Below are 26601 nucleotides of genomic sequence, written 5' to 3'. Positions count from 1 at the left end.
CGGTCCCTGACGGGACCGGCGACGCCGCCGGCGGCGCTGCGGGCGCCGCGACCGTCGCCTGCGAGTGGGTGGCCGCCCGGTCCGGCAACCCCTACGCCGTGGACGTCGCCCCGCCCGACGACGAGGTGCCCGCCGAGGGCACCGCGGCGCTGCGGATGACGACCAGCCTGGGCGAGCTCGTGCTCACCCTCGACCGGGCCGGCGCCCCGTGCGCGGCGGCGAGCATGCTCCACCTGGCCGCGCGGGGCTTCTTCGACGGCTCCTCCTGCCACCGCGAGGTCGACAGCGAGGGCCTGCAGGTGCTGCAGTGCGGTGACCCGACCGGCACCGGCGCCGGCGGGCCCACCTACGCCTTCCCCACCGACGTCGACGGCGACGAGACCTACCCCCGCGGCACGGTCGCGATGGCCAACAGCGGGCAGGGCCTCGACGGCAGCCAGTTCTTCCTCGTGTGGGGCGACAGCTCGCTGCCGCCGGACTACACCGTCGTCGGCAGGGTCGACGACGGCGGCCTGGCCGTCCTCGACGTCGTCGCGGCCAACGGCAACGACGGCTCGCTGGACCCCTCCCCCGGCGGCGGCGCCCCGACCGTCCCGGTGACGGTCACCTCGATGGCGCCCGCCGGCTGAAGGACCTCCCTGCCCCCACCGCTCGCGGCGCGCCCCTGCAGGGAGGCCGCGGCAGACTCGTGGCGGTGACCGCCCGACCCGATGCCTACGCGGAATTCCCGCCCGGGTTCTTCGCGCGCGACGACGAGCGGCCCGACGCGGAGTTCTACGGCCCGCCGCGGCTGGTCACCCACGTCGACGCCGCCGCGGTCGCCGCGGTCGGCGACCTCTACGCCGAGCTCGGCATCGACGGCGCGGCGCCGGTCCCCCGCCGGGTGCTGGACCTCATGTCCTCGTGGGTCTCGCACTTCCGCACCCCGCCGGCGGAGCTGGTGGTGCTCGGCATGAACGCCCGCGAGCTCGCCGCCAACCCCGCGGCCACCGAGCGGGTCGTGCAGGACCTCAACGCCGACCCGCGGCTGCCGCTGCCGGACGCCGACGTCGACGCCGTGGTGTGCTGCGTGTCGATCGACTACCTGACCCGGCCGATCGAGGTGCTCGCCGAGGCCGGGCGGGTGCTGCGCGCGGGCGGGCCGCTGGTGGTCACCTTCTCCAACCGCTGCTTCCCCACCAAGGCCGTGCACGGCTGGCTGGCCACCACCGACGAGCAGCACGGCGCGCTGGTCGCCGAGCTGGTCCGGCGCACCGGGCTGTTCACCGGGCCGGAGGTGTCGCTGCGCACCCGGCCCGGCGCCGGGGACCCGCTGTACGCGGTGGTGGCCCTCAGGCGGTGACGCGCTCGACGTCGAAGACGCCCTCGACGTTGCGCACCGTCTGCAGCACCGCGCCCAGGTGCGCGGGATCGGCCAGCTCGAAGGTGAACCGGCTGACCGCCACCCGGTCCCGGCTGGTCTGCACCGACGCCGAGAGGATGTTGACCCGCTCGTCGGCCAGCGCCTTGGTGACGTCGGACAGCAGCCGGTGCCGGTCCAGCGCCTCCACCTGGATCGAGACCAGGAACACCGACCCGGGCTGGCTGGCCCACTCGACCTCGACCAGCCGCTCGCTCTTGCGCCGCAGGTCCGCGGCGTTGGTGCAGTCGGTGCGGTGCACGCTCACCCCGCCGCCGCGGGTGACGAAACCGAGCACGTCGTCGCCGGGCACCGGGGTGCAGCACTTGGCGAGCTTGGCCCAGACGTCGCTCATCCCGTGGACGACGATCCCGGGGTCGCCGCTGGCCGGGCGCCGGTGCAGCGGCCGCCGGGTGGGGATCGCGGTCTCGGCGATGTCCTCGACCGCACCCTCGGCGCCGCCGAGGGCGGTGATCAGCTTGTCGACCACCGACGCCGCGGAGATCTGGTTCTCCCCCACCGCCGCGTACAGCGCGGTGACGTCGGCGTAGCGGAGGTCCTTGGCCAGCGTGACCAGCGCCTCGCCGCCGAGCAGCCGCTGCAGCGGCAGGCCGGCCTTGCGCATGGCCCGGGTCAGGGCCTCCTTGCCGGCCTCGACCGCGTCGTCGCGGCGCTCCTTGGTGAACCACTGGCGGATCTTGGTCCGCGCGCGGGAGGAGCCGACGAAGGACAGCCAGTCCTTCGAGGGGCCGGCCGTGGGCGAGCGGGAGGTGAAGATCTCGACGACGTCCCCGTTGGACAGCTTGCTGTCCAGGCTGACCAGCGTGCCGTTGACCCGGGCGCCGATGCAGCGGTGGCCGACCTCGGTGTGCACCGCGTAGGCGAAGTCCACCGGCGTCGACCCGCCGGGCAGGCTCATCACGTCGCCCTTGGGCGTGAAGACGAAGACCTCCTGCGGACCGAGGTCGTAGCGCAGGGTCTCGAGGAACTCGCCGGGCTCCTGGGCCTCGCGCTGCCAGTCCAGCAGCTGGCGCAGCCAGAGCATGTCGTCGGGCGTGCCGACCTTCGAGGCGCCGAACTCGCCGGGACCGGGCTTGCCGCCCTGCCGCGCCTTCTCCTTGTACTTCCAGTGCGCGGCGATGCCGTACTCGGCGGTGCGGTGCATGTCGTGCGTGCGGATCTGCAGCTCGACCGGCTTGCCCTGCGGCCCGATCACCGTCGTGTGCAGCGACTGGTACATGTTGAACTTCGGCATCGCGACGAAGTCCTTGAAGCGCCCGGGCACCGGCTGCCAGTGCGCGTGCATGATGCCCAGCGCCGCGTAGCAGTCGCGGACGGTGTCGACCAGGATCCGGATGCCGACCAGGTCCCAGATGTCGGTGAAGTCCCGGCCGCGGACGATCATCTTCTGGTAGATCGAGTAGTAGTGCTTGGGCCGGCCGGTGACGACGGCCTGGATGCCGGCGGCCTTGAGCTGCTCGGTGACCGCCGCGGTCACCTCGGCCAGGTAGGTGTCGCGCGACGGCGCCCGCTCGGCCACCAGCCGGACGATCTCGTCGTAGCGCTTGGGGTAGAGCGTGGCGAACGCGAGGTCCTCGAGCTCCCACTTGATGGTGTTCATGCCCAGCCGGTGGGCCAGCGGGGCGAGGATCTCCAGCGTCTCGCGCGCCTTCTTCTCCTGCTTCTCCGGCGGGAGGAAGCGCAGCGTGCGCATGTTGTGCAGCCGGTCGGCGAGCTTGATGACCAGCACCCGCGGATCGCGGGCCATCGCGACGATCATCTTGCGGATCGTCTCGGCCTGGGCGGCGTCGCCCAGCTTCACCTTGTCGATCTTGGTGACGCCGTCGACGAGGTGGGCGACCTCGGGGCCGAAGTCCGCGCTGATCGCCTCGAGGGTCTTGCCGGTGTCCTCGACGGTGTCGTGCAGCAGCGCGGCGACCAGCGTCGTGGTGTCCATCCCGAGCCCGGCGAGCACGGTGGCCACGGCCAGCGGGTGGGTGATGTAGGGGTCGCCGCTCTTGCGCCTCTGGGTGGCGTGGGCGGCCTCGGCGACGTCGTAGGCCCGCTGCAGCAGCCCGAGGTCGGCCTTGGGGTGGCTCTGCCGGTGCAGCGCGGCCAGCGGCTCGAGCACCGGGCGGACCTCGCTGCGCTGGCCCGCGACGATGCGGCGGGCCAGCCGGTCGCGCACCCGGCGGGGGCGGGCGGGGGCGCCCTCCTCCGGCGGCTCGCTGCCCACGTCGTCGGGACGGCGGACCAGCGGCCGGGACGGCAGCGGGGCGCGCTCGTCCTGCGGCGGGGCGGGGTCCTCCTCGGGCCGCGCGCCAGCCACGCGGGTGGCGGGCGCGTCGGGTGCCACGGCGACTCCTGCGGGAGCAGAGGAGGAACGACCAGCACCATGCTAGCCGCGGGCGCCAGGGGCGCGGCCGCGCCGGGCCGGGGCTCCTCCTCAGGTGGTCCAGAGGGTGTGCACGGCGTGCGGGGCGAGCCGCTCCCGGCCGCCCAGGGCGGCGAGCTCGACGACCACCGACACCGCCGTCACCACGCCGCCGAGCTCCTCGACCAGCGCGACGGAGGCCGCCAGCGTGCCGCCGGTGGCGAGCACGTCGTCGACCAGCAGCACCCGCTGCCCGGGGTGCAGCGAGTCGGTGTGCATCTCGACGGTCGCGGTGCCGTACTCGAGCACGTAGTCCGCGGCGATCCGCTCCCGGGGCAGCTTGCCGGCCTTGCGCACCGGCACGACGCCGACGCCGGCGTGCAGCGCGACCGCCGCGGCCAGCAGGAACCCGCGGGCCTCGACGCCGACGACGACGTCGAAGCCCGGGTCGCCGGGGCGGCCGTCGTCGGTGTGCGCGACCGCCGCCGCGCGCGGGTCCGCGAGCACCGGCTCGGCCAGGCCCTCCACCATGCGGCGGAAGGCCGGGCCGTCGGCGAAGACCGGCGTGAGGTCGCGGAACACGACCCCCGGCTCGGGGAAGTCCGGGACGTCGACGGCCAGGGAGGCGATGAGCTCGTCGAGGGGCGGCAGCGCCTCGGCGGTGCTCACCGGCGCTTCTTCGCCCCGCCCGGCCGCTGCGGCCGGACGCCCGGGCGCGGCGCCGCGGTGGCGCCGCGCGGCCGGCCGGCGTCGGGACCGACCGAGGCCGGCGACTCGACGACGACGTCGGCCTCCGCCGGGCCCAGCGACCCGGCGTCCCGCTCGGCGAGGGCCACCCCGCCGCGGGCGGCGCCGCCGCGGGCCCGGCGGGCGCTGGCGACCGGCCCGGCCGAGGCGCGGGCGCCCTGGCGGGCGACGGCCGACCGGCGGGCGAGCACCCGCTTGCGCAGCGCGACGACCTCGGGCTCGCGCTCCTTGAGGTCGGCGACGATCGGCGTGGCCAGGAAGATCGACGAGTAGGCGCCCGCGGCGAGACCGACGAACAGCACCAGCGCGAGGTCCTTGAGCGTGCCGACGCCGAGCAGGCCCGCGCCGACGAACAGCAGCCCGGCCACCGGCAGCAGCGCGATCACCGAGGTGTTGATCGAGCGCATGAGGGTCTGGTTGACCGCGAGGTTGGCCGCCTCGCCCCAGGTCATGCGCGCGGTCTGCGCCAGGCCGCGGGTGTTCTCGTCGACCTTGTCGAAGACGACGACGGTGTCGTAGAGGGAGAACCCGAGGATGGTCAGCAGGCCGATGATCGTCGACGGCGTGACCTCGAAGCCGATCAGCGAGTAGACGCCGGCGGTGACCACGAGGTCGTGCAGCAGCGCGGCGATGGCGCCGACGGCCATCTTCGGCTGGAACCGGACGGCCAGGAACGCGATGACCGCGGCGAGGAACACCGCGAGCGCGATGAGCGCCTGGTCGGTGATGTCCTGCCCCCACTCGGCGCTCACCGACTCGGGGCTGACGGCGCCCGCGTCCACGCCGGCGGCGCCGGCCACCGCCTCGACGACCGCCCGCTCGCCGTCGTTGTCCAGCGCGCCGGTGCGCAGCAGGATCTCGTCGCCGCCGACCACCTGCGCCGAGGCGACGTCGGCGCCGGCGTCGGTGGCGGCCTCGCGCACCTGCTCCAGCTGCTCGGTGCCGCCCGGCACCCGGAAGCTGTTGCCACCGGCGAAGTCGATGCCGAAGTTGAAGCCGCGGAACACCATCGAGGCGATGCAGACCAGCACGATCACCGCGGTGACCTTGTAGATCAGCCGGCTGCGGCCCACGACGTCGAGGCCGGCCTCGCCGTTGTAGAGCCGGTGCGCCAGGGAGGCCCGGTGTTCGGGACGGCGGGTCGTGCTGCCCTCCGCGGGCAGGCCGGCGTCGGCGAGCGCGGCGTCGTCGGCCGCCGCGGCGGCGTCCTCGGCGGCCGACGCGTCGGCCGCGCGGGCCTCGTCGGCCTCGGTGCCCACCGGCACCGGGGTGTCCTGCTCGCGGCTCATGCCCTGCTCCTGTCCTGCGACGCACGGGTGCCCGCCGCGGCGCCGACCAGCTCGCGCTCGGCGCGGACGGACGGGGCCGCCGAGCGCAGCGACCGGTCGACCTGGCCGAGGCCGGAGAACCGGCTCGACCCGAACGACCGGAACCGGGCGAGCACGGCCATCAGCGGGTGGGTGAAGAGGAAGACGACGACCAGGTCCAGGACCGTGGACAGGCCGAGGGTGAACGCGAAGCCCTTCACGTCGCCGATGGCCAGCCAGTAGAGGATCGCCGCGGCGAGGAAGCTGACCGCGTCGGCCGAGAGGATCGTGCGGCGGGCGCGGACCCAGGCGCGCGGCACCGCCGAGCGCAGCGTCCGGCCCTCGCGGATCTCGTCCTTGAGCCGTTCGAAGTAGACGACGAACGAGTCGGCGGTGATGCCGATGGCCACGATGAACCCGGCGATGCCGGCGAGGCTCAGCGTGAAGCCGATCTCGCGGCCGAGCAGCACCAGGCTCGCGTAGACGACGACCGCCGACAGGACGAGGCTGGCGATCATCACCAGGCCGAGCAGTCGGTAGTAGACCAGCGCGTAGACGAAGACCAGCGCGATGCCGATGGCGCCGGCGATCAGGCCCGCCTGCAGCTGCTCGGCGCCGAGCTCGGTGGAGATCGACTGGGCGGTGGCCTGGGTGAAGGTCAGCGGCAGCGCGCCGTAGCGCAGCTGGTTGGCCAGCTCCTCGGCGCTCTGCTGGTCGAACGAGCCGGTGATCGTCGTCTGGCCGTTGATCGCGCCCTGGATGGTCGGCGCGGACACGACCCGGCCGTCGAGGGTGAAGGCGACGTTGGTGCCGACGTTGGCGGCGGTGTACTCGGCCCAGGTGGCACGGCCCTCGGAGTTGAAGTCCAGCAGCACGACCCACTCGCCGGTGGTCTGCTGCGTGCCGGCGCTGGCGTCGGCGATCTCGGTGCCCTCGATGACCGTGGGACCGAGCAGGTACTTCTGGGTGCCGTCCTCGCTGCAGGCCGCGACGTAGTCGTCCGGGCGGGCGACCTCGCTGGTGGTGTCCTCGGGGGCGCAGGTCAGCGTCGCGTACCGCGCCGCGGCCTCCTCCTGGGTCACCGCCGGGCGGTCCTGGTCGAGCGCGGGGTCGCTCACCGCGCCGTCGCTCGGGGTGGCGGAGTCCGTCGCGGCGTCGGTCGGGGTGGCCGCGTCGGTCGGCGCCGCGCTGTCCGTGGGGGCCGCGCTGTCCGTCGGCGTCGCGCCGTCGGTGGGCGTGGCGGAGTCGGTGGGCGTGGCGGAGTCGGTCGGCGTGGCGGAGTCGGTGCTCTCGGCGGGGGCGGCCGCCTCGGGGCCGGTCACCACCGGGCGGAACCGCAGCTGGGCGGTCTGGCCCAGCTCGCGGGCCTGCTCGCCGTCGTCGCCGGGCACCGAGATGACGATGTTCGCGTCGCCCTCGGTCACCACCTCGGCCTCGGCGACGCCGAGGCCGTTGACCCGCTGCTCGATGATCTGGCGGGCGAGCTCGAGGTCCTCGGGCGCCGGCGCCTGCCCGTCGGGCGTGCGCGCGGTCAGCGTGACCGTGGTCCCGCCGCGCAGGTCCAGGCCGAGCTGGGGGGTGCGGTCGGAGCCGGTGAGGAAGATCAGGCCGTACATGACGGCCACGATCAGGACCAGCGCGCCGAAGTAGCGGCGCGCCGGCAGGGCGCGGTTGGCCACGGGTCCTCCGTCAGAGGGTCTTGCCGGTGGGGCCGTCGCCCGGCCGGTCGTCCCGGGGCGTGGTCTCGTCCGGGGCGGGCTCGACCACGGTCTCCCCGGTCGCCACCGGGCCGGGCACCTCGCCGGCCACCGGGCGGACCTGGAGGACCGCCTGCCGGGCGTAGGTCACGACGACGCCCGGGGCGATCTGGACCTGGATGGTGGCCGGGTCGTCGAGACCGGCCACCGTGCCGTACACGCCGCCGGCCATGGTGACCGGCACGCCGATCGCCAGCGCCGACTGCGTCTGGTTCTGCTGGCGCTTGCGGGCCCGCGCGGGGAGCACGACCAGCGCCACGAACGCCAGCACGAGCAGGAGCAGGGGGAACAGTTCCACGACGGGAGTGCCTCTCTACCGCGCGGCTGCGCGCGGTCGGTGCGGCCCGGGTCGGGACCGCTCGGGTACGTCGGTCGTGGCGCGCAGGGCACCGTCCGCGCCGACACGGGATCGCACGGCCGGGACCGGTCGGCCCGGGGAGGGCCGAGTTGCGCGCCAGCGCCGATGAGTCTAGGCGTCGAACAGGGGTTCCGACGACGCGCCCGGGTCACGCGGGACGGCTGTGACACCCCCGAGGGGGATGCCGCCGCGCGGCACCGGGTGGCCGAGGTGCCGCCAGGCCGCCTCGGTGGCCACCCGCCCGCGGGGGGTGCGGGCGAGCAGGCCGGCGCGGACCAGGAACGGCTCGCACACCTCCTCGACGGTGGTCGGCTCCTCCCCCACCGCGACCGCCAGCGTGGACACGCCGACCGGGCCGCCGGAGAAGCGCACGACGAGCGCCTCGAGCACCGCCCGGTCCAGCCGGTCCAGCCCCAGGTCGTCGACGTCGTAGAGCGCCAGCGCGGCCTGCGCGACGGCGCGGGTGACCCGTCCGTCGGCCTCGACCTCGGCGTAGTCGCGCACCCGGCGCAGCAGCCGGTTGGCGATGCGCGGCGTCCCGCGGGAGCGGCCGGCGATCTCGGCCGAGCCGTCGTCGGTGAGCTCGACGCCGAGCAGCGCGGCGCTGCGGGCGAGCACCTGCTGCAGCTCGGCCGGCTCGTAGAACTCCATCTGCCCGACGAAGCCGAACCGGTCGCGCAGCGGCCCGGTCAGCAGCCCCGCGCGGGTGGTGGCGCCGACCAGGGTGAACGGGTTGATCTCCAGCGGGATCGCGGTGGCGCCGGGCCCCTTGCCGACGACGACGTCGACCCGGAAGTCCTCCATCGCCATGTACAGCAGTTCCTCGGCGGGCCGCGCGATGCGGTGGATCTCGTCGATGAACAGCACGTCGCCGGGGCCGAGGTTGGACAGCATCGCGGCGAGGTCGCCGGAGCGCTCGATCGCCGGGCCGCTGGTGATCTTCACCGAGGTGCCGAGCTCCGAGCCGATGATCAGCGCGAGGCTGGTCTTGCCGAGTCCGGGCGGGCCGGACAGCAGCACGTGGTCCGGCGGCCGGCCCCGGCGCTTGGCGCCCTCGAGGACCAGGGCGAGCTGGCGGGCGACCTTGGGCTGGCCGATGAAGTCGTGCAGCGAGTGCGGCCGCAGCGCGGACTCGACGACCCGCTCCTCGTCCCCGGCCTGCGGGGAGACGGCGAAGTCGCGGCTGACGCCGGGCTCCACCTCGCCGGTCAGCGACCGGTCGAACGGGGCGCTCACGACCGGCCCAGCAGCTGCAGCGCCTGGCGCAGCAGCAGCGCGACGTCGACCCGGCCGGTGCCGGTGAGCTGCTCGTCGGCGACCGGCGCGAGGGCGGTGAGGGCGGTGTCGGCCTCCTTGGTGGACCAGCCGAGCCCGACCAGCGCCGAGGACAGCTGGTCGCGCCAGGGCGCCACCGGGGTGACCGGCGCGAGGCCGGCCGGGGCGGGCCCGTCCAGCTGCGTGTCGGTGCTGGTCGGGCCCAGCCGGTCGCGCAGCTCGAGGATCAGCCGCTCGGCGCCCTTCTTGCCGATGCCGGGCACCTGGGTGAGCGCCTTGACGTCGGCCATGGACACCGCGCGGCGGACCTCGCGCGGCGGGTGGATGGCCAGCACCGCCTGTGCCAGCCGCGGGCCGACGCCGTTGGCGGTCTGCAGCAGCTCGAACAGCTGCCGCTCGTCGTCGTCGGCGAAGCCGTAGAGGGTGAGGGAGTCCTCGCGCACGACCAGGCTGGTCGCCAGGCGGGCGTCCTCCCCGACGGTGAGCCGGGCGATGGTCCCGGGCGTGCACTGCACGGCCAGGCCGATGCCGCCGACCTCGACGACCGCGCCCTCGGGACCGACCGCGGCGACCCGGCCGCTCACGGAGGCGATCACCGGGACACCCCCTGCCAGCGCGGCAGCGTCCGCTGCACCACCGGCGCGCCGATGCCGCCGGCGATCGCCGCGACCCGCAGCCGGTCCTGGGCCGGGCCGCGCCACACGTGGCAGACCGCCAGCGCCAGGGCGTCGGCGGCATCGGCCGGCTTGGGAGCCGACGCCAGCCCCAGCACCCGGGTGACCATGAGGGTGACCTGCTCCTTGTCCGCGCGGCCGTTGCCGGAGATGGCCGCCTTGACCTCGCTGGGCGTGTGCCAGGCGACCGGCCGGTCGGCCTGGGCCGCGGCCAGCGCCGCGACCCCGGCCGCCTGCGCGGTGCCGGTGGCGGTGCCCTTGTTGTTCTGGGTGAACACCCGCTCGATGGCCACGACGTCGGGCCGGTGCTCGCGCAGCAGCGCGGTGACCTGGGTGTGCAGCTCCAGCAGCCGCAGCTCCAGGTCCAGGTCCGCGGAGCTGCGGATCACGCCGACGCCCACGGCGACCGGGCGCGCGCCGGGACGGCCGTCGACCACACCCCAGCCGCACCGGGTCAGCCCCGGGTCGATGCCGAGCACCCGCATGCCCGCTCCCCCTCTCACCGAACGCGTGTTCGACCGCAACCGTAACCGTCCCCGACGACGGCGCCGTCGCGCAACACGCGGCGCGGTGCGCGGGTCGTCAGCCGACGCCGATCGCCACCAGCGGCGCCGCGGCCGGGTCCAGCCACCGCAGCAGCTCCTGCAGCCGCCCGCGCTCGATCGCCACGCAGCCCGCGGTCGGGGCGCCGTTGCTGACGTGCAGGAAGAACGCCGACCCCGCGCCCGGCGTCCCCGCGGGGTTGTAGCCGATGACCGCGGCGTGGTCGTAGACGGCGCCCGCCGCGAGCAGGTTCTCCCCCGCCGCCTCGTCGAACGGGCAGGTGCCGGGGGCGCACCGGGCGTGCCGGTTGTACAGCGGGCTGGCGACGTCGGAGACCCACCAGTCCTGCTCGTCCACCTGCCGGTAGGCCAGGCCGGTGCCCGGGTCCGCGGCGCGGCCGAACGCCTCGGTCAGCGGGAAGGTGCCGGCCGGGGTGCGGGTGCTGCCCTCGCGCGCGGCGCCGACGCCGGACGCGCCGACCCGGGCCGGCCACGGGCCGAGCACCGCCGTCCAGCCGCCGGGCCCGAGCTCCCACGCGGTGAGCTGGGCGGTGGTCGCGCCGGAGGAGGCGGCGACGACGGTGACGACCTGGGCCGACCCGCCGGCGTCGACGTCCAGCGGCAGGGCGGCGGGCGCGGGCTCCGGCGCGGGCTCGGCGACAGCGGCCACCGCGGCCTCCGGCGCCTCGGACGGCGGCGGCTCCGCGCTGGGCCCGGCGGCCGGCGCCGCGGGCACCGGTGCGGCGCTCACCCGGGGCACCAGCCCCACCGGGGCGCGGCGGCCCACCGGGTCACCGTCGGCCGGTGCGGCCTGGACCGCCGGCGGGCGGACCGTCGCCGCGGCACCGGGGGTGGGCGGCGCGACGACGCCGAGCACGCCAGCGGCCAGCAGCAGGACCACGCCGGCGCGGACGACCCGCGCGCTGCCTGCCGCCACCTGCCCACCCGCGTCCACCGGGCGCCGCGGGAGGCGGCGCGTCGCCCCATGCTGGGGCCGGCGGTCCGGATCGGGCCGCCACCGCTGGGGTGTCCGGGACGCGTGGGGCGCCGGTGGCGCCTCAGCCGACCTTCTCGAGCACCTCGTCGGAGACGTCGTAGTTGGCGTAGACGTTCTGCACGTCGTCGAGGTCCTCGAGCGCGTCGATGAGGCGGAACACCTTGCCGGCGCCCTCCTCGTCGAGCTCGACGGTGACGCTGGGCACGAACCCGGCCTCGGCGGAGTCGTAGTCGATGCCGGCGTCCTGCAGCGCGGTGCGGACGGCGACCAGGTCACCGGGCTCGGAGACGACCTCGAAGGTGTCGCCGAGGTCGCGGACCTCCTCGGCGCCGGCGTCGAGGACCGCCATGAGCACGGTGTCCTCGTCGACGCCGTCGGCCTTCGGGACGACGACGACGCCCTTGCGGGTGAACAGGTAGGACACCGAGCCGGGGTCGGCCATCGAGCCGCCGTTGCGGGTCATCGCGGTGCGCACCTCGGAGGCGGACCGGTTGCGGTTGTCGGTGAGGCACTCGATGAGCACCGCGACGCCGCCGGAGGCGTAGCCCTCGTAGGTGATCGACTGGTACTCGACGCCGCCGGCCTCGGCGCCCGAGCCGCGCTTGACCGCGCGGTCGATGTTGTCGTTGGGGACCGAGGACTTCTTCGCCTTCTGGATGGCGTCGTAGAGCGTCGGGTTGCCCGCGGGGTCACCGCCGCCGGTGCGCGCCGCGACCTCGATGTTCTTGATCAGCTTGGCGAACAGCTTGCCGCGCTTGGCGTCGATGGCGGCCTTCTTGTGCTTCGTGGTCGCCCACTTGGAATGGCCGCTCACTGTGCTCCTCCGAGGTCGGGGGCGCCGGCACCGGCGCCGCTGGGGACTGCGACCGCCCCGCCGGCCGCGCGCCGCACGATCTCCACGAACAACGCGTGGACCCGGGTGTCCCCGGTCAGCTCGGGGTGGAAGCTGGTGGCCACGACGGCGCCCTGGCGCACCGCGACGATCCTACCGTCGGCCGCTCCGCCCTCGACCCGCCCGAGGACCTGCACCCCCGGCCCGGCCTCCTCGACCCACGGCGCGCGGATGAACACGGCCGACAGCGGGCCGCCGGGCACGCCCTCCACCGCGACGCGGGACTCGAAGGAGTCGGCCTGCCGGCCGAAGGCGTTGCGCCGCACGGTGACGTCGAGGCCGCCGATCGTCTGCTGGCCGGGCGGGGCGTCGAGGAGCCGGTCGGCCAGCAGCACCAGCCCGGCGCAGGTGCCGTACACCGGCAGCCCGCCGCGGACGGCGGCGCGCAGCGGCTCGAGCAGCCCGGTGCGGACGGCGAGGTTCGCCATCGTGGTCGACTCGCCGCCGGGCAGGACCAGCCCGTCGACGGCGGCCAGCTCGGCGGGGCGCCGCACCGGCACCGCGTCCGCGCCGAGCCCGGTCAGGACCGCGAGGTGCTCGCGGACGTCGCCCTGCAGCGCGAGCACCCCGATCCGGGGCGCGCTCACCAGCCGCGCGCGGCGAACCGCTGCGAGTCGGGCAGCGTGTCCACGTCGATCCCGACCATGGCCTCGCCCAGCCCGCGGGAGACCTTGGCGATCACGTCGGGGTCGTCGTGGAACGTCGTCGCCTGGACGATCGCGGCGGCGCGCCGGGCCGGGTCGCCGGACTTGAAGACGCCCGAGCCGACGAACACGCCCTCGGCGCCCAGTTGCATCATCATCGCCGCGTCGGCCGGGGTGGCGATGCCGCCGGCGGTGAACAGCACGACCGGCAGCTTCCCGGTGCGGGCCACCTCGGCCACCAGGTCGTGCGGCGCGCGCAGTTCCTTGGCGGCGACGAACAGCTCGGTCTCGTCGAGGGTGCCCAGCCGCCGGATGCCGGCCCGGATCGCCCGCACGTGCCGCGTCGCCTCGACGACGTTGCCCGTGCCGGCCTCGCCCTTCGACCGGATCATGGCCGCGCCCTCGGCGATCCGCCGCAGCGCCTCGCCCAGGTCGGTGGCGCCGCAGACGAACGGCACGGTGAACGCGTGCTTGTCGATGTGGTGCGCCTCGTCGGCCGGGGTGAGCACCTCGGACTCGTCGACGTAGTCGACGCCGAGGCTCTGCAGCACCTGCGCCTCGACGAAGTGCCCGATGCGGGCCTTGGCCATCACGGGGATGGAGACGGCGGAGACGATCCCGTCGATCATGTCGGGGTCGCTCATCCGCGCGATGCCGCCCTGGGCGCGGATGTCGGCGGGCACCCGCTCGAGCGCCATGACGGCGACCGCGCCGGCGTCCTCCGCGATCCTCGCCTGCTCGGGCGTGACGACGTCCATGATGACGCCGCCCTTGAGCTGCTCGGCGAGGCCGCGCTTGACGCGGGAGGTTCCGGTGACGGGGAGGGCTGGGTCGGACACGGCTGCTCCTGGGTGGTGCGGCGGGCAGGCCGCACGACCGCGCGACCCGGCCCAGCGTAGGCGGGTTCAGCCGCGCGGTGTGCCGGCGCCCGTGGGGACGGCGTCCAGGCCGTCCTCGACGTCGAAGAACCGCGGCAGCGGCCGGTCGGCGTGCAGCCGCAGCAGCCGGGGCAGCCGCCGCTGGCGCAGCAGCGCGGTGTCCCGGACGGCGTCGTTGTAGAAGCGCCGGGCCAGGCCCATCCGGGCCTCCGCCTCGGCCAGCCGGGCGAGCAGCTCCACGGGGACCCCCGGCAGCTCCGCCGGCAGCGCGCGCAGCTCCCGGCCCAGGGCGTTCTCGGCCAGCTCCCGGTCGCCGGCCGGGGTCCGCCGCGCCTCGTAGGCGGCGGCCTTCAGCCGGGTCGCGCGGTCCTCACCGAGCGCGGCGCTGTACCCGGTGGCCAGGTCCTCGGCCAGCGCCGCGCGGGAGCGGAGCCGGTCCTCGAGCACCGTCCGCGCGCGGGCGACCCGGGCCTCCAGCCGCCGCAGCCGGGTGAGCGTCCAGGCGGTCCACGCCAGCACGAGGACGACGACGACCGCGGCGACGAGCAACCAGGCGCCGGGCGTCACACCGGCCCACGCTAGCGGCGGACGCGCCTCAGCAGGGAGGGCAACACCCCGTCGGTGGTGGCCGTCACCTCCGGCCACGCCTCGTCGTCGCCGGCCGTGACCTCCCCTGCGCCGGGGAGCACGACGGTCTCGTAGACGGCGAGCACCCGGCGGGCGACCACCTGCCAGTCGTAGCCCGCGGCCACCCCGCTGCCGGTCGCCGACAGCGCCGCCCGGCGGGCGGGGTCGGCGAGCAGGTCCGACAGCGCCCGCGCCAGAGCCGCGCTGTCCCCGCGGCGCACCAGCACCCCGGCCGCGCCGTCCTCGAGCACCCGCGCGAACGCGTCGAGGTCGCTGGCCACGATCGGCGCGCCGGCGGCCATGGCCTCGATGAGCACCACGCCGAAGGACTCGCCGAGCAGGTTGGGCGCGCAGTAGACGTCCACCGAGCGCAGGAAGGCGGCCTTGTCGGCCTCGGGGAGCTCGCCGAGCAGCGCGACGTGCGCGCGCAGGTCCTCCCCCACCGCCTCGCGCAGGGCGTCGGGGTCGCCGCGGCCGGCCACCAGCAGCCGGGCGCCGGGGCGCTCCCGGACGACGGTCCGCATCGCCTCCAGCAGCACCGGCAGGCCCTTGCGCGGCTCGTCGTAGCGGCCGAGGAACCCGACCGTCGGCCCGTCGACGCCGCGCGCGGCCCCGGGCAGGGTCGGGCCCTCGGCGAAGAACCCCACGTGCACGCCGTTGGGGATGATCACCGCGTCGCCGCCGAGGTGCTCGACCTGCACGCGGCGGGCGAAGTCGGACACGGCGATCCGGCCGGTGATCTTCTCCAGCCACGGGCGCACCACCGGCCCCCAGGCGGCCAGCCACTTCGACCGCACGGTCGCGGCGTGGAAGGTGGCCACGATCGGGCCCGTGGCGATCATGCAGACCAGCAGGCCGATCGAGGGCGGCGCCGGGTCGTGCACGTGGACGACGTCGAAGTGCCCCTCGCGCAGCCAGCGGCGCACCCGCGCGGCGGACACCGGCCCGAACTGCACGCTGGCCATCGAGCCGTTGTACGGGATCGGCACGGTGCGCCCGGCCCAGGTGAGCCAGGGGTCGGTGAGCGACTCCTCGTGCTCGGCCGGGGTGAGCACCTCGACGTGGTGGCCGAGCCCGCGCAGCGTCTCGGCCAGGTCGCGCACGTGGTACTGGACGCCCCCGGGGACGTCCCACTGGTAGGGGCAGACCAGGCCGATCCGCATCAGCGACGCTCCTCCGCCGGCGGGTCGGGCGGCACGTCGGCCCAGATGCGCCCGAGCACGTGCCAGTCCTCCGGCTGCCGCGCGATGTCGGCGGTGAACGCGTCGGCCACGCCCTGCATCGCCGTCGCCACCCGGTCCCGCAGCCGGGTCCCGCCGTCCAGCGGCACCTCCTCGCCGACCTGCAGCACCCAGCCGCGCTCGCTGAACCGGCAGGTGACCGGGTGCAGCGAGGCGCCGGTCTGCGCCGCCAGCAGCGCGGGGCCGCCGGGCATGGTGGACGGCCGGCCGAAGAACTCGACCGGCACGCCGCCGGAGCCGAGGTCCCGGTCGACGAGCAGGCACACCGAGCGCCCGGCCTCCAGCCACTCCCGCAGCACCGCCGAGCTCGGCCGCTCCCCGCCGGTCAGCGGCACCACCCGCATGCCGAGGGTCTCCCGGTAGGCGAGGAACCGCTCGTACAGCGACTCCGGCCGCAGCCGCTCGGCGACGGTCATGAACGGTTCGCCGAGCCAGTCGAGGAACCACACCCCGGCGGCGTCCCAGTTGCCGCTGTGCGGCAGCGCCAGGATCATCGGCCGGCCCTGCGCGCGGGCGCGGGCGAGGTGGTCGATCCCGGGGACGACGGTGTCGCGCAGCACCCGCGCGGTGCCCAGGCGGGGCAGCCGGAAGGCCTCCTGCCAGTACCGGGCGTAGGAGCGCAGCGCGCGGGCGGTGAGCGCGTCGAGCTCGTCCTCGGCGAGCTTGCCGCCGGTGGCCACGCGCAGGTTGGCCCGCAGCTGGCGGGTGCCCCGGCCCTCGCGGCCGGCGGCGAAGCGGGCGACCGCGTCGAACGCGCCGCGGGCCACCGGCTCGGGCAGCCACTGCACCGCCTGCCAGCCCGCGGCGTAGCCGAGGTCGGTGGCCCGCGCGGCCGCCCGCGCCCGGAGGCCGCTCACGGGGCCGGCGCCGTCGGCGTCAGGGACTTCCCGCGGGCGCCGCGGTGGACGGCGGCCACCCGCTGGGCGACGGTCACCGCGCCGCCCACCACCAGCAGCCACAGCCCCACGTCGACGGCGTACGGGAGGCCCAGGCCGGTGAGGCCGGTGCCGGTGAGCACCAGGATCAGCCGCTCGGTGCGCTCGACCAGGCCGACGTCGCAGGGGATGCCGACACCCTCGGCCCGCGCCTTGATGTAGCTGGTCAGCACGCCGAGGACGAGCCCCACCATGGCCAGCAGCGCGAGCAGCCGGTCGTCGCCCGCGCCGGTGTACCACCACACCAGCGCCCCGAAGACCGCGGCGTCGACGGCGCGGTCGCAGGTCGAGTCCAGCACCGCGCCGAACGCCGACCCGCCGCCGCGGGCCCGCGCGAGCGCGCCGTCGAGCATGTCGAGCAGCACGAACAGCGTGACGGCGAACGCGCCCCAGAACAGGTGCCCGGTGGCGATGAGCGTGACCGCCGCGGCGATCGCGCCGACGGTCCCGGTGACCGTGATCGCGTCCGGCGTCACCCCGGCCCGCGCCAGCCGGGTGACCACCGGTGCCCAGAACCGGCCGACGGCCGCACGGGCACCCGACCCCAGCACGGTCAGTCCCCCGTCGGCGCGGTCGGCGGTGCCGGCGACGCCGCGCCCGGCCAGGCCGCGGCCAGCAGCCTGCGGGTCTCGGCCAGCACCTGCGGCAGCACCCGGGTGAGGCCGATGACCGGCATGAAGTTCGTGTCGCCGCCCCAGCGCGGCACCGCGTGCTGGTGCAGGTGGTCGGCGATGCCGGCCCCCGCCACCGATCCCTGGTTCATCCCGATGTTGAAACCGTGTGCTCCGGTCACCTGCCGCACCACCCGCATCGCCGTCTGCGTGAACGCGCCCAGCTCGGCGACCTCGGCGTCGCTCAGGTCGGTGTAGTCGGGCACGTGCCGGTACGGGACCACCATGAGGTGCCCGGCGTTGTAGGGGTAGAGGTTCAGCACCGCGAAGACGGTCGCGCCGCGCGCCACGACCAGCCCCTGCTCGTCCGGCATGGACGGGATGAGGCAGAACGGGCAGTCGTGCTCGCCGGTGGGCTTGCCCGAGCCCCGGATGTAGGCCATCCGGTAGGGCGTCCACAGGTGCTCGAAGACGGCGGCCGGCCCGCCGTCGTCGGCGGAGACGGGGACCGTGAAGCCGTCGGGCCCCACGGTCACCGCGACTCCAGGGGGGCGTCCGCCGTCGGGTCGGCGTTGTGCCGCGCGGCGACCCAGGCGGCGACGGCGTCGACGGCCTCGTCGACGGGCACGCCGTTGCGCTGGCTGCCGTCGCGGTAGCGGAAGGAGACCGCGCCGGCCTCGGCGTCGGTGGCCCCGGCGATGAGCACGAAGGGCACCTTCTGCTTGCTGGCGTTGCGGATCTTCTTCTGCATCCGGTCGTCGGAGTCGTCGACCTCGACCCGGATGCCGCGGGCGCGCAGCTTGAGCGCGACGTCGTCCAGGTAGCCGACCTGGTCGTCGGTGACCGGGATGCCGACCACCTGCACCGGCGCCAGCCACGCCGGGAACGCGCCGGCGTAGTGCTCGGTGAGGACGGCGAAGAAGCGCTCGATCGAGCCGAACAGCGCCCGGTGCAGCATGACCGGCCGCTGGCGGGAGCCGTCGGCGGCGGTGTACTCCAGGCCGAACCGCTCGGGCAGGTTGAAGTCCACCTGGATGGTCGACATCTGCCAGCTGCGGCCGATGGCGTCGCGGGCCTGCACGGAGATCTTCGGGCCGTAGAACGCCGCGCCGCCCGGGTCGGGGACGAGCTCGAGGCCGGAGTCCAGCGCCGCCTGCCGCAGCGCCTCGGTGGCGACCTCCCAGCTCTCGTCCGACCCGACGGACTTGTCCGGGTTGCGGGTGGACAGCTCCAGGTAGAAGTCGGAGAGGCCGTAGTCGGCGAGCAGGCCGAGCACGAAGTCGAGCAGCCCGCGCAGCTCCCCGGCCATCTGCTCGGGGGTGCAGTAGATGTGCGCGTCGTCCTGGGTGAAGCCGCGGGCGCGGGTGAGCCCGTGGATGACGCCGGACTTCTCGTACCGGTAGACGGTGCCGAACTCGAACAGCCGCAGCGGCAGCTCCCGGTAGGAGCGGCCGCGAGACCCGAACACCAGGTTGTGCATCGGGCAGTTCATCGGCTTGAGGTAGTAGTCCTGCCCCTGCCGGCGGACGGTGCCCTCGGCGTCGCGCTCCTCGTCGAGCTGCATGGGCGGGTACATGCCCTCGGCGTACCAGTCGAGGTGGCCGGAGATCTCGAACAGCCGGCCCTTGGTGATGTGCGGGGTGTTGACGAAGGAGTAGCCGCCCTCCTCGTGCCGCTGCCGGCTGTAGGCCTCCAGCTCCCGCCGGACGACGCCGCCCTTGGGGTGGAACACCGCCAGGCCCGACCCGATCTCGTCGGGGAAGCTGAACAGGTCCAGCTCGGCGCCCAGCCGGCGGTGGTCGCGGCGCTCGGCCTCGGCGACCTGCTCCAGGTAGGCCTTGTGCGCCTCGCGGCTCTCCCACGCGGTGCCGTAGACCCGCTGCAGCTGCGGGTTCTTCTCGCTCCCGCGCCAGTAGGCCGCCGCCGACCGGGTGAGGCTGAACGCCGGGATGGTCGAGGTGCGCGGCAGGTGCGGGCCGCGGCACAGGTCGGTCCACACGCGCTCGCCGGTGCGCGGGTCGAGGTTGTCGTACATGGTCAGCTGCGCGCCGCCGACCTCGACGGAGGCGCCGTCATCGGAGGACGCGGCCTCGCCGCCCTTGAGGCCGATCAGCTCGAGCTTGTACGGCTCGTGCGCGAGCTCGGCGCGGGCGTCGTCGTCGCTGATCTCCCGGCGGGAGAACCGCTGCCCGGCCTTGACGATCTGCTGCATGCGCTTCTCCAGCGCCTGCAGGTCCTCGGGGGTGAACGGCTTCTCCGGGTCGAAGTCGTAGTAGAAGCCGTTCTCCACCGGGGGGCCGATGCCCAGCCGGGTGCCGGGGAACAGGTCCTGCACGGCCTGGGCGAGCACGTGTGCGGTCGAGTGCCGGATGACCGCGCGGCCGTCGGGGCTGGCGGCGGGGACGGGCTCGACCTCGGCGTCGGCGTCGGGGGCCCAGGCGAGGTCGCGCAGGTCGCCGGTGGCGAGGTCGCGGACGACGACGGCGCCGTCGGGGCCCTTGAGCGCGACCCCGGCCCCCTTGAGCGCCTGCTCGGCCGTCGTCCCGGCCGGCACCCGGATCGGGGCGGTTGCGGCAGGGGTGGGCGCGGCGGACACGGGGGCTCCTGGGGGGTCGCGAGGTGCTCGGACGGCGCCCGGCCGGAGGCGGACGCGCACCGGCCAGCCTAACGAGCGTCCGCACCGGCCCCGGGGACCCGACTACGTGGGGAGGACCTCGTCGCCGACCGTGACCGTCCCCGGCTCGGTCACCTCGGCGTAGACGCCCAGGCAGTGCTTCGGCAGCCGCGTGACCTGCAGCACGGCCGAGCCCAGCCGCAGCCGGCGGCCCACCCAGGTCCGCTCGTCGTCGGCGGGCAGGTCGAGGAGCAGGTTGGCCCGCGGGTCCTCGGTGCCGCAGCCGGCCGGGACGACGCCGGCCGCCGCCCGGTCCAGCGCCTGCCGGGAGACCAGGTGCACCGCCGCGGCGCCCTCGGGGCGTCCGGTCAGCGGCTCGAGCCGCACCGGCCGGCCCAGCGCCGCGGCGACGGCGGCGGCGTCGAGGTCGGGGTGGCCGGTGGGGACGACGCCGGCGAGCGCCGGGGCGTCCCTGCCGCGCAGCACCCGGCCGTCGGCGTCGACGACGGCGGTCTCGCGGTCCCCGGCCAGCCCGGCGGGGCCGACGTCGGCGGACCGCAGGGGCGTCCCGGCGCAGCCGCGGACGGGGTAGACCGAGATGCCGACGACCGTCCCCGCGCTCACGCGGGCCAGGCTAGGCGGACCGGGCGACGACGACACCGCGGCGGCGCAGCCGGCGCAGCTGGGACTCCAGGTACGGCCGGGCCCGGCGCTGCCCTCCGCGGACGGCGATCGCCTCGGCCAGCCCGGTCAGGACGCGGGCCAGCCGCTCCTCGTCGGCGGGCCAGCCGCGGCGCAGGCACTCCTCCAGCCACTCGACCGGCGCGGTGTGCCCGCGCTGGCCGTTGCACCGCCGGCAGGCGGCCACCTCGTTCTCCAGCCACGACGGGCCGCCCTTGACCCGCGGCACGACGTGCTCGGTGGTCGGGGTGACGTGCCCCGTGAGCCCGCGGCCGCACCAGATGCAGGTGGGGCCGTCCCGCTCCACGGCCGCGTCCAGCCGGGCGACCCTGTCCAGTGCCATCACCCCCATGGTGCGCCCGATCCGGACGCGGGCGGCGGGTGCGCCGGGTCCGGTCGTCAGTCGCGGCGGGCGCGCCCGGCCACCCGCGGGGGCCGCGGCAGCAGCGCGGCCGTCAGGGCGGCCTGCCGGCGGCGGCGGACCGCCCGCCGGATCCGCTCCTGGCCGGGGCCGGCACCGGGCGGGGAGGCCGACCACACGAGGTCGCCCGCCGCGGTGCCGTCGTCGCCGGCGCGGTCCCGCAGGTGCGCGAGGACGCGGTCGGCGAGGTCGTCGTCGGTGAGCAGCGCCGCCCAGTCCTCGGGGTCCCGGCCCTCGTCGGCCAGCGCCTCCCCGATCCAGCCGAACACCCCGGGGCCGAGGGCCCGCACCGCCAGGTCCCCGACGACGGCGTGCGCGGCGTCGACCGCCGTCCCCGCCTCGAGCGCCACCTCCAGCTCGACGACGGCGCGCAGCGTGTACGCATCGGGCACCGGCGGGGTCGACTCCATGCCCGCATCGTGCAGCACGGCGGGTCCGCCACCGATGAGAAACGGGATCGGCCAGTGTCTGACCCGACGAGACCGGCCGACAGGGGCCGGCCGACCGACCGAGGAGCAGACATGGGCGTCATCCGGGTGCACGAGTTCACCACCGTCGACGGGGTCGTCGACGCACCGATGTGGACGGTCGACTACGGGTTCCCCGACGACCTGGCGGCCTCCATCGGGTCGATCACCGCGCCGGCGACGGGCATCCTGCTCGGCCGGACCACCTTCGAGATGTTCGCGCCGGCGTGGTCCACCCGGACCGTCGAGGACGACCCCGGCGCGCCGTTCTTCAACGACACGACCAAGTACGTCGTCTCCTCGACACTGGCCGACGCCGAGGGCGTGTGGCGGAACTCCACCTCCCTCGGCGGCTACGACGCCGACCGGATCCGGGAGCTCAAGGCCGACCGGGACCTCTATGTCAGCGGCAGCGCCACCCTGGTGCGGGCGCTGGTCGCCGACGGGCTGGTCGACGAGCTGCACCTGTACGTGTACCCGGTCGCCGTCGGCGAGGGCATCCACCTGTTCCCCGAGGGCACGAAGCAGAAGCTGTCGCTGGTCGGCGTCGAGGCGCTGAGCAACGGCGTCGCGCACCTCACCTACGGCCCGGCCGCCTGAGCCCCCGTTCACGACGAGAGGGCCGGGCTCCCCGTCGGGAGCCCGGCCCTCTCGTGCCGGTGGGCGATACTGGGTTCGAACCAGTGACCTCTTCGGTGTGAACGAAGCGCTCTACCACTGAGCCAATCGCCCGTTGCGCCGTCCATGATGCCAGACGGTCAGCGCCACAGGGGCACCCACCCCGGCACCCAGTCCGGAACGCCGGTGACGTGCAGGGTGACGACCAGGACGCCGTAGACGAACGCCGCCGTCAGGACGCCGATGCCCAGGCGCACCCACACCGGCTGGCGGCCCAGCCAGTCGGTCCAGGCCTTGACGTGCCGCTTGGTGAACTCCAGCAGCCGCTCGGCCCAGGTGAACTCGGTGGCGAGCACGAACAGGCCGGCGATCACGGTGAGCCAGCCGGGCCCCGGCAGCGGGATGGTGACCAGGCCGACGGCGACGACGAGGCCGCCGACGATGCCGACGACCATCCGGTAGGCGTGGTCGACCGAGCGGCGGGCGGCCAGGCGCCGGCGCCACCGGGACTCCGCGACCCGCTCGCGCAGGCTGTGGACGCCGTCGTGGTCGAAGTGCTCCCGCCGCTGCTCCGCGGTCGGCCGTGCCCGCCGCTCCCGCGGGGGCGGCGGCACCGTGTCCTGTCCGCTCAGCTGGTCACCTGCCCGTTCGCCACCACGTCCGACGGTCCCGCCGGAGCCTGCCGCCCGGGCTCGATGCTGATCGCGTACGCCGCGTAGTCGTCGAGACCGGTCGAGGCGGAGCCTACGGTCCGGAGGTCGGTCTGTGGGGACACGACGTCGAAGGTGCCGAGCGCCACGGGTGCGTCGTCGACCACCCCCCACACCACGTAGACGCTGTCGCTGCTGTCGTTGACCCGCAGGCCGTGCGCGACGACCTCCAGCTGCGCGTCGCGGGCGACGACGGTGGCCACCGGGTCGCCGTCGCCGTCCTGGACGGGGGCGATGGTCGCCCGGCCCGGCTGCAGCAGCGCCTCGAGGACCTGCTGCTGCTCCGCGGCGGCGGCGCGGGCGTCGTCCCGGGCGGAGCTCAGCACGACGTTCCAGGTGCCGAGCGCCAGGATCGCGGCGACGGCCGCGGCGACGAGGGCGTTGGGCAGCACCCGCCGCCACACCGGGCGCGGGTCCGGCGCGGGCTCCCCCGGCACGGGCACGTAGCCGGGGAAGCCGGTGGCGACGGGACGGTCGGTGCGGCGGCGCCCGCCGGGGGTGTCCGGCGCCGGCGGCGGCACGGGCTCCGCGGCCGGGGCCGCGGGGTCGACGCCGGCCGGCGGCGGGAGCTGCTCGGTCTCCTCGACCGCGGCCCGCAGCCGCTCGCGCAGCCGGTCGTCCGGCTCGGCCTGCGGCAGGTCCGCGGCCAGCGCCGCCATCACCTCGGTGGTCTCGGCGACGGTCCGGGTGCACCGCGGGCAGGTGGGCAGGTGGGCGCCGAACAGCGCCTCGTCCTCGGGCTCGAGCGCGTGCAGCGCCCAGCCGACGGCGAGCTCGTCGAAGGGCTCGTGGGAGTCGGGGCGCGGGCTCACCGGGCACCTCCGTCGACCGCGGCGGGACCGCTGAGCGCGCCACCGGCGGTGGGGCCGGCGACCCCGCCGAGCTCCTCCTTCAGCCGGCGCATGCCGGCCAGCATGCGGGTCTTCACCGTCCCCAGCGGCGCGCGGGTCAGGGCCGCGACCTCCCGCTGCGTGTACCCGCCGTAGTAGGCGAGGGTGAGCGCCTCCCGCTGGGCGTCGGGCAGCGCCCCGAGCGCGGTGCGCACCCGCTCGGACACCACCCGGTCCCACGCCTCGTCCTCGACGTCGCGGGCGCTGGTGGGGGCGCTCAGCGCGAGGTCGTCCTCGGCGCGGGCCCGGCGGCGGCGGTGCGACTCCTCCCGGCGGACGGCGTCGACGGCCTTGTGGTGGACCATCGCCATCAGCCAGGCGGAGAAGCTGCCGCGGGCGCCGTCGTAGGCGTGCGGGTCGCGCCAGACGGTGAGGAACACGTCCTGGACGACGTCCTCGGCGAGGGTGTCGTCGGCGAGCACCCGCCTGGCCAGCGCGAACGCCGGCCGGCGGAACCGCTCGTAGAGGTCGTCCACGGCACCCCGGTCGCCGGCCCGTACGCGCGCCACGAGGTCCAGGTCACCGGGGTCGCCCTCCGGACGTCGTGCCGGACGCGTCACGGTTCCCATGGTCACACGTCGCATTCGCAACACCGCGCATCACGGTTCACCACGCCGGGTAGGGGCATCCCCGGATGGTCGCCGCCCCTGAACCCGGCGGGACCGCGCGGACCGGTCGGGAAGATGACCGCCGCGGCCGGCCGGCCGTGGCGACACGCCCGGCAGCAGGCCGGCGCAACATCCGACTCCGCTCGTCGTTACACGTTGCATGGATCGAGGCGACATGGCACACCGCTCCCCGTCCGGGTACTCCGTCCCGACGACGCTGTACCTGGTCGGACCAACCTCGTGGACCGAGGTGCCGGCCGCCCTCTCCTACGCGGTGCACGACCCCTTCGCGGTGCGGATCGGCTTCGGCGAGGGCGGGGAGGTCGCCGACGACGGCATCACCTGGCTGCTCGGCCGCGAGCTGCTCGCCGCCGGGCTCGAGCGGCCGGCCGGCGACGGCGACGTGCGCATCTGGCCGGCCCGCACCAGCGGTGACGTGCTGTACCTGCACCTGCGCGCCCCGTCCGGGGAGGCGCTGTTCGAGCTGTCCCGCGCCACGGTGGCCGCGTTCCTGCAGCGCACCGAGGAGCTGATCCCCTCCGGGCAGGAGACGGCGGCGCTCGACGTCGACGACGAGCTGGCCGCGCTGCTGTCCGGCGGCGGGGCCGACCCCGGGGCGCGGTGACCTCCGGGGGGACCCCCCGTGAAACCCCCGCCAGGGGTCGGGTATGGTTCTCCCTGCACGACAGCGACACCGCAGGACAGAGACACAACAGAACACAGCAACGCGGACGTGGCTCAGTTGGTAGAGCATCACCTTGCCAAGGTGAGGGTCGCGGGTTCGAATCCCGTCGTCCGCTCGGGACCTCGGGCGCTGGTCGCGAGACCGGCGCCCGTGTGTGCGGTGGAGTGGCCGAGAGGCGAGGCAACGGCCTGCAAAGCCGTCTACACGGGTTCAAATCCCGTCTCCACCTCGGCTCCTCGCCGAACGCGTGGAGCGGGCCGGTCGGCAGGCCGGACTCGGGCGATTGGCTCAGTGGTAGAGCGCTACCTTGACACGGTAGAGGTCACTGGTTCGAACCCAGTATCGCCCACCAGCACACGGAGCCCCGGACCCCAGCGGTCCGGGGCTCTCGTCGTTCCCGGGGCCGGTCACCCCGCGCCCGCGGGGCGGGCGCTCACCGCCGCTCCCCCACCGCCGGCGCCACCCGCTCCTCCCAGAACCGCTCCACCTGGGCGGCGAGCGCCTCGGGGGCGCCGCTGTTGTCGAGGACGACGTCGGCCACCGCCCGGCGCTGCTCGTCGGTGGCCTGTGCGGCGATGCGGGCGCGCGCGTCGTCTGCGGTGAGCCCGCGCAGGACCAGTCGGGCGACGCGGGTGTCCAGGTCGGCCTCGACGACCAGCACGAGGTCGTACGCGCCCGCCTGGCCGGTCTCCACCAGCAGCGGGACGTCCTGGACGACGACGGCGTCCTCGGCAGCCGCCTGGACGACCTCCAGGGCCCGGGCACGCACCAGCGGGTGCACGATGCCGTCCAGCCGCGCCCGCGCCTGCGGGTCGGCGAAGACGACCGCGGCCAGCGCCGGGCGGTCCAGCGCCCCCTCGGGCGTGAGCACCTCCGGCCCGAAGGCGTCGACGACGGCGGCCAGCCCCGGCGTGCCGGGCTCCACGACCTCCCGGGCGATGCGGTCGGCGTCCACGACCAGCGCCCCGCGGGCCGCCAGCAGCGCGGCCACCGTGCTCTTCCCCGACCCGATCCCGCCGGTCAACCCGATCCGCAGCACGGACGGACGGTAACGAGCGCGCGGACCGCGGTCACGGACGGGTAACACCCGTCCCGCGTGTCCGGCGCGTCGCACCAGTCACACCCGTCACTCCTCATAACGTCCGCCCCGTCGGTTCCCCATGGAGGGGGACGCAGCCGAGGAAGGCAGGCAGCCCGATGTCGCAGCCCCGTACCGCCGTCGCGACGGTCCCCGCCGGTCCCCGCACCCCGGGCCGCCACCGGGCGGAGCGTGCGGGCGGGATCCGGGTGGCCGACATCCCCGCCGTCCGCGCCCGCATGGCGCTGCAGCAGGCCGAGCCCTCGCGCCGCGGGGCGTTCCTCCGCTGGCTGCTCGACGCCGCCCCGGCCGGCCGCCACACCTGGCAGTCGCTGGCCGCGGCCGGCGGCCGCCCGCGCTCGGCCTTCGCGATCATCCTCAGCCTCTGAGGGAGGGCCCCCGTCCGCCGCACGTCGGCGGACGGGGACTGATCGGACCGGGTGCCCGCCCGGACGGGGACGGACGACGTCGTCAGGCCCTTCAGCGTCGACGTGCCGCCGGACGCGGTGGCGGACCTGCGCCGCCGGCTCCGTGCCACCCGCTGGCCGGACCCGCCGACGGCGGACGGGTG

30 protein-coding genes and 4 tRNA genes are annotated in these 26601 nt (G+C 75.6%); 8 read left to right on the top strand and 26 right to left on the bottom strand.

Annotated elements, in window-relative coordinates; genetic code table 11:
* Both ACI79L_RS23095 and ACI79L_RS23090 read left to right on the top strand, forming a co-directional pair.
* The coding region (locus ACI79L_RS23095; RefSeq protein WP_456939040.1) for a peptidylprolyl isomerase at nucleotides 1–629 on the top strand (629 nt) is incomplete at its 5' end.
* Nucleotides 630–694: 65 nt separating this feature from the next.
* On the top strand, nucleotides 695–1342 hold the full coding sequence (locus ACI79L_RS23090; RefSeq protein WP_456939039.1) for a class I SAM-dependent methyltransferase: 648 nt from the start codon (nucleotides 695–697) through the stop codon (nucleotides 1340–1342).
* Here the strand turns inward: ACI79L_RS23090 and ACI79L_RS23085 are convergent.
* The 21 genes from ACI79L_RS23085 to ACI79L_RS22985 all read right to left on the bottom strand — a co-directional run bounded on the left by ACI79L_RS23085 (nucleotide 1332) and on the right by ACI79L_RS22985 (nucleotide 21384).
* Complete coding sequence (locus tag ACI79L_RS23085; protein ID WP_456939038.1) at nucleotides 1332–3755, bottom strand: RelA/SpoT family protein; 2424 nt, start codon at nucleotides 3753–3755, stop codon at nucleotides 1332–1334. The two genes, ACI79L_RS23090 and ACI79L_RS23085, sit on opposite strands and share 11 nt — an antisense overlap.
* Nucleotides 3756–3845: 90 nt before the next feature.
* A complete protein-coding gene (locus ACI79L_RS23080) occupies nucleotides 3846–4442 on the bottom strand; it encodes an adenine phosphoribosyltransferase (protein ID WP_456939037.1) in 597 nt (198 codons plus the stop codon).
* Entirely contained in the window at nucleotides 4439–5809 is a 1371-nt protein-coding gene (secF, locus tag ACI79L_RS23075; RefSeq protein WP_456939036.1) for a protein translocase subunit SecF, read from the bottom strand. Before secF ends, ACI79L_RS23080 begins: the two co-directional genes overlap by 4 nt.
* Nucleotides 5806–7506: a protein translocase subunit SecD gene (gene secD, locus ACI79L_RS23070; RefSeq protein WP_456939035.1), complete on the bottom strand. Its 1701-nt coding sequence runs from the start codon at nucleotides 7504–7506 to the stop codon at nucleotides 5806–5808. Before secD ends, secF begins: the two co-directional genes overlap by 4 nt.
* A 10-nt stretch (nucleotides 7507–7516) precedes the next feature.
* Nucleotides 7517–7882, bottom strand: a complete 366-nt coding sequence (locus ACI79L_RS23065; RefSeq protein ID WP_456939034.1) for a preprotein translocase subunit YajC — start codon at nucleotides 7880–7882, stop codon at nucleotides 7517–7519.
* 171 nt (nucleotides 7883–8053) lie between these two features.
* Entirely contained in the window at nucleotides 8054–9178 is a 1125-nt protein-coding gene (gene ruvB, locus ACI79L_RS23060) for a Holliday junction branch migration DNA helicase RuvB (RefSeq protein WP_456939033.1), read from the bottom strand.
* Complete coding sequence (ruvA, locus tag ACI79L_RS23055) at nucleotides 9175–9813, bottom strand: Holliday junction branch migration protein RuvA (RefSeq protein ID WP_456939032.1); 639 nt, start codon at nucleotides 9811–9813, stop codon at nucleotides 9175–9177. Before ruvA ends, ruvB begins: the two co-directional genes overlap by 4 nt.
* Nucleotides 9810–10376, bottom strand: coding sequence for a crossover junction endodeoxyribonuclease RuvC (gene ruvC / locus ACI79L_RS23050; RefSeq protein WP_456939031.1), 567 nt, complete (start codon nucleotides 10374–10376; stop codon nucleotides 9810–9812). The genes ruvA and ruvC overlap by 4 nt, the downstream gene beginning before the upstream one ends.
* Nucleotides 10377–10473: 97 nt before the next feature.
* Nucleotides 10474–11370, bottom strand: coding sequence for a L,D-transpeptidase family protein (locus ACI79L_RS23045; protein ID WP_456939030.1), 897 nt, complete (start codon nucleotides 11368–11370; stop codon nucleotides 10474–10476).
* A 121-nt stretch (nucleotides 11371–11491) separates the two neighbouring features.
* Nucleotides 11492–12244, bottom strand: coding sequence for a YebC/PmpR family DNA-binding transcriptional regulator (locus tag ACI79L_RS23040; RefSeq protein ID WP_456939029.1), 753 nt, complete (start codon nucleotides 12242–12244; stop codon nucleotides 11492–11494).
* Nucleotides 12241–12909, bottom strand: a complete 669-nt coding sequence (pdxT, locus tag ACI79L_RS23035) for a pyridoxal 5'-phosphate synthase glutaminase subunit PdxT (protein ID WP_456939028.1) — start codon at nucleotides 12907–12909, stop codon at nucleotides 12241–12243. The genes ACI79L_RS23040 and pdxT overlap by 4 nt, the downstream gene beginning before the upstream one ends.
* Complete coding sequence (pdxS, locus tag ACI79L_RS23030; RefSeq protein WP_456939027.1) at nucleotides 12906–13805, bottom strand: pyridoxal 5'-phosphate synthase lyase subunit PdxS; 900 nt, start codon at nucleotides 13803–13805, stop codon at nucleotides 12906–12908. The genes pdxT and pdxS overlap by 4 nt, the downstream gene beginning before the upstream one ends.
* Nucleotides 13806–13871: 66 nt before the next feature.
* Nucleotides 13872–14411, bottom strand: coding sequence for a hypothetical protein (locus tag ACI79L_RS23025; RefSeq protein ID WP_456939026.1), 540 nt, complete (start codon nucleotides 14409–14411; stop codon nucleotides 13872–13874).
* A gap of 11 nt (nucleotides 14412–14422) precedes the next feature.
* Nucleotides 14423–15634, bottom strand: coding sequence for a glycosyltransferase family 4 protein (locus tag ACI79L_RS23020; RefSeq protein WP_456939025.1), 1212 nt, complete (start codon nucleotides 15632–15634; stop codon nucleotides 14423–14425).
* The gene (locus ACI79L_RS23015; protein ID WP_456939024.1) at nucleotides 15634–16569 is read right to left on the bottom strand and encodes a phosphatidylinositol mannoside acyltransferase; all 936 of its coding nucleotides are present in this window, start codon (nucleotides 16567–16569) and stop codon (nucleotides 15634–15636) included. The genes ACI79L_RS23020 and ACI79L_RS23015 overlap by 1 nt, the downstream gene beginning before the upstream one ends.
* A complete protein-coding gene (pgsA, locus tag ACI79L_RS23010; protein ID WP_456939023.1) occupies nucleotides 16566–17198 on the bottom strand; it encodes a phosphatidylinositol phosphate synthase in 633 nt (210 codons plus the stop codon). The genes ACI79L_RS23015 and pgsA overlap by 4 nt, the downstream gene beginning before the upstream one ends.
* Before the next feature lie 2 nt (nucleotides 17199–17200).
* Nucleotides 17201–17794 (bottom strand): HIT family protein, encoded by a 594-nt coding sequence (locus ACI79L_RS23005; protein ID WP_456939022.1) that lies wholly within the window; start codon nucleotides 17792–17794, stop codon nucleotides 17201–17203.
* Nucleotides 17791–19854, bottom strand: a complete 2064-nt coding sequence (gene thrS / locus ACI79L_RS23000; protein ID WP_456939021.1) for a threonine--tRNA ligase — start codon at nucleotides 19852–19854, stop codon at nucleotides 17791–17793. The genes ACI79L_RS23005 and thrS overlap by 4 nt, the downstream gene beginning before the upstream one ends.
* A 102-nt stretch (nucleotides 19855–19956) precedes the next feature.
* Nucleotides 19957–20496: an MOSC N-terminal beta barrel domain-containing protein gene (locus ACI79L_RS22995; protein WP_456939020.1), complete on the bottom strand. Its 540-nt coding sequence runs from the start codon at nucleotides 20494–20496 to the stop codon at nucleotides 19957–19959.
* A gap of 10 nt (nucleotides 20497–20506) precedes the next feature.
* Nucleotides 20507–20896 carry an HNH endonuclease gene (locus ACI79L_RS22990; protein ID WP_456939019.1) on the bottom strand — a complete coding sequence of 130 codons (390 nt, stop codon included), beginning with the start codon at nucleotides 20894–20896 and terminating at the stop codon, nucleotides 20507–20509.
* Between the two features lie 56 nt (nucleotides 20897–20952).
* On the bottom strand, nucleotides 20953–21384 hold the full coding sequence (locus ACI79L_RS22985) for a hypothetical protein (protein ID WP_456939018.1): 432 nt from the start codon (nucleotides 21382–21384) through the stop codon (nucleotides 20953–20955).
* A gap of 111 nt (nucleotides 21385–21495) precedes the next feature.
* Here ACI79L_RS22985 and ACI79L_RS22980 point away from each other — a divergent pair, with 111 nt between their 5' ends.
* Complete coding sequence (locus ACI79L_RS22980) at nucleotides 21496–22041, top strand: dihydrofolate reductase family protein (protein WP_456939017.1); 546 nt, start codon at nucleotides 21496–21498, stop codon at nucleotides 22039–22041.
* 60 nt (nucleotides 22042–22101) lie between these two features.
* On the opposite strand, the gene ACI79L_RS22975 is transcribed toward ACI79L_RS22980, so the two are convergent.
* The 4 genes from ACI79L_RS22975 to ACI79L_RS22960 all read right to left on the bottom strand — a co-directional run bounded on the left by ACI79L_RS22975 (nucleotide 22102) and on the right by ACI79L_RS22960 (nucleotide 24228).
* Nucleotides 22102–22173, bottom strand: a tRNA-Val gene (locus ACI79L_RS22975).
* A 26-nt stretch (nucleotides 22174–22199) separates the two neighbouring features.
* Nucleotides 22200–22673 (bottom strand): TIGR02611 family protein, encoded by a 474-nt coding sequence (locus ACI79L_RS22970; RefSeq protein WP_456939016.1) that lies wholly within the window; start codon nucleotides 22671–22673, stop codon nucleotides 22200–22202.
* Nucleotides 22674–22687: 14 nt separating this feature from the next.
* The gene (locus ACI79L_RS22965; RefSeq protein ID WP_456939015.1) at nucleotides 22688–23581 is read right to left on the bottom strand and encodes an anti-sigma factor domain-containing protein; all 894 of its coding nucleotides are present in this window, start codon (nucleotides 23579–23581) and stop codon (nucleotides 22688–22690) included.
* Nucleotides 23578–24228 carry a sigma-70 family RNA polymerase sigma factor gene (locus ACI79L_RS22960; RefSeq protein ID WP_456939014.1) on the bottom strand — a complete coding sequence of 217 codons (651 nt, stop codon included), beginning with the start codon at nucleotides 24226–24228 and terminating at the stop codon, nucleotides 23578–23580. Before ACI79L_RS22960 ends, ACI79L_RS22965 begins: the two co-directional genes overlap by 4 nt.
* Before the next feature lie 214 nt (nucleotides 24229–24442).
* On the opposite strand from ACI79L_RS22960, the gene ACI79L_RS22955 reads away from it, so the two are divergent.
* The 4 genes from ACI79L_RS22955 (at nucleotide 24443) to ACI79L_RS22940 (ending at nucleotide 25304) form a co-directional block, all read left to right on the top strand.
* Complete coding sequence (locus tag ACI79L_RS22955) at nucleotides 24443–24892, top strand: SsgA family sporulation/cell division regulator (RefSeq protein ID WP_456939013.1); 450 nt, start codon at nucleotides 24443–24445, stop codon at nucleotides 24890–24892.
* Between the two features lie 102 nt (nucleotides 24893–24994).
* Nucleotides 24995–25067 (top strand) — tRNA-Gly (locus ACI79L_RS22950).
* A 43-nt stretch (nucleotides 25068–25110) separates the two neighbouring features.
* A tRNA-Cys gene (locus tag ACI79L_RS22945) sits at nucleotides 25111–25181 on the top strand.
* 48 nt (nucleotides 25182–25229) lie between these two features.
* Nucleotides 25230–25304, top strand: a tRNA-Val gene (locus ACI79L_RS22940).
* 81 nt (nucleotides 25305–25385) lie between these two features.
* Here the strand turns inward: ACI79L_RS22940 and coaE are convergent.
* On the bottom strand, nucleotides 25386–25991 hold the full coding sequence (gene coaE / locus ACI79L_RS22935) for a dephospho-CoA kinase (protein ID WP_456939012.1): 606 nt from the start codon (nucleotides 25989–25991) through the stop codon (nucleotides 25386–25388).
* Between the two features lie 248 nt (nucleotides 25992–26239).
* On the opposite strand from coaE, the gene ACI79L_RS22930 reads away from it, so the two are divergent.
* Nucleotides 26240–26419, top strand: a complete 180-nt coding sequence (locus tag ACI79L_RS22930; RefSeq protein ID WP_456939011.1) for a hypothetical protein — start codon at nucleotides 26240–26242, stop codon at nucleotides 26417–26419.
* Nucleotides 26420–26601: the final 182 nt, after the last annotated feature.

Source organism: Geodermatophilus sp. SYSU D00684 (assembly GCF_054050455.1).
The sequence above is the reverse complement of the archived record's forward strand: the minus strand, read 5'-3'. Positions and strand labels throughout refer to the sequence as shown.

Coding starts and splice junctions, on each gene's coding strand:
- secF (WP_456939036.1), bottom strand. CDS start 5,809: ATGAGCCGCGAGCAGGACACCCCGGTGCCGGTGGGCACCGAGGCCGAC.
- ruvC (WP_456939031.1), bottom strand. CDS start 10,376: ATGCGGGTGCTCGGCATCGACCCGGGGCTGACCCGGTGCGGCTGGGGT.
- ACI79L_RS23020 (WP_456939025.1), bottom strand. CDS start 15,634: ATGCGGATCGGCCTGGTCTGCCCCTACCAGTGGGACGTCCCCGGGGGC.
- ACI79L_RS22990 (WP_456939019.1), bottom strand. CDS start 20,896: ATGGCACTGGACAGGGTCGCCCGGCTGGACGCGGCCGTGGAGCGGGAC.
- ACI79L_RS22985 (WP_456939018.1), bottom strand. CDS start 21,384: ATGGAGTCGACCCCGCCGGTGCCCGATGCGTACACGCTGCGCGCCGTC.
- ACI79L_RS22980 (WP_456939017.1), top strand. CDS start 21,496: ATGGGCGTCATCCGGGTGCACGAGTTCACCACCGTCGACGGGGTCGTC.
- ACI79L_RS22960 (WP_456939014.1), bottom strand. CDS start 24,228: ATGGGAACCGTGACGCGTCCGGCACGACGTCCGGAGGGCGACCCCGGT.
- ACI79L_RS22955 (WP_456939013.1), top strand. CDS start 24,443: ATGGCACACCGCTCCCCGTCCGGGTACTCCGTCCCGACGACGCTGTAC.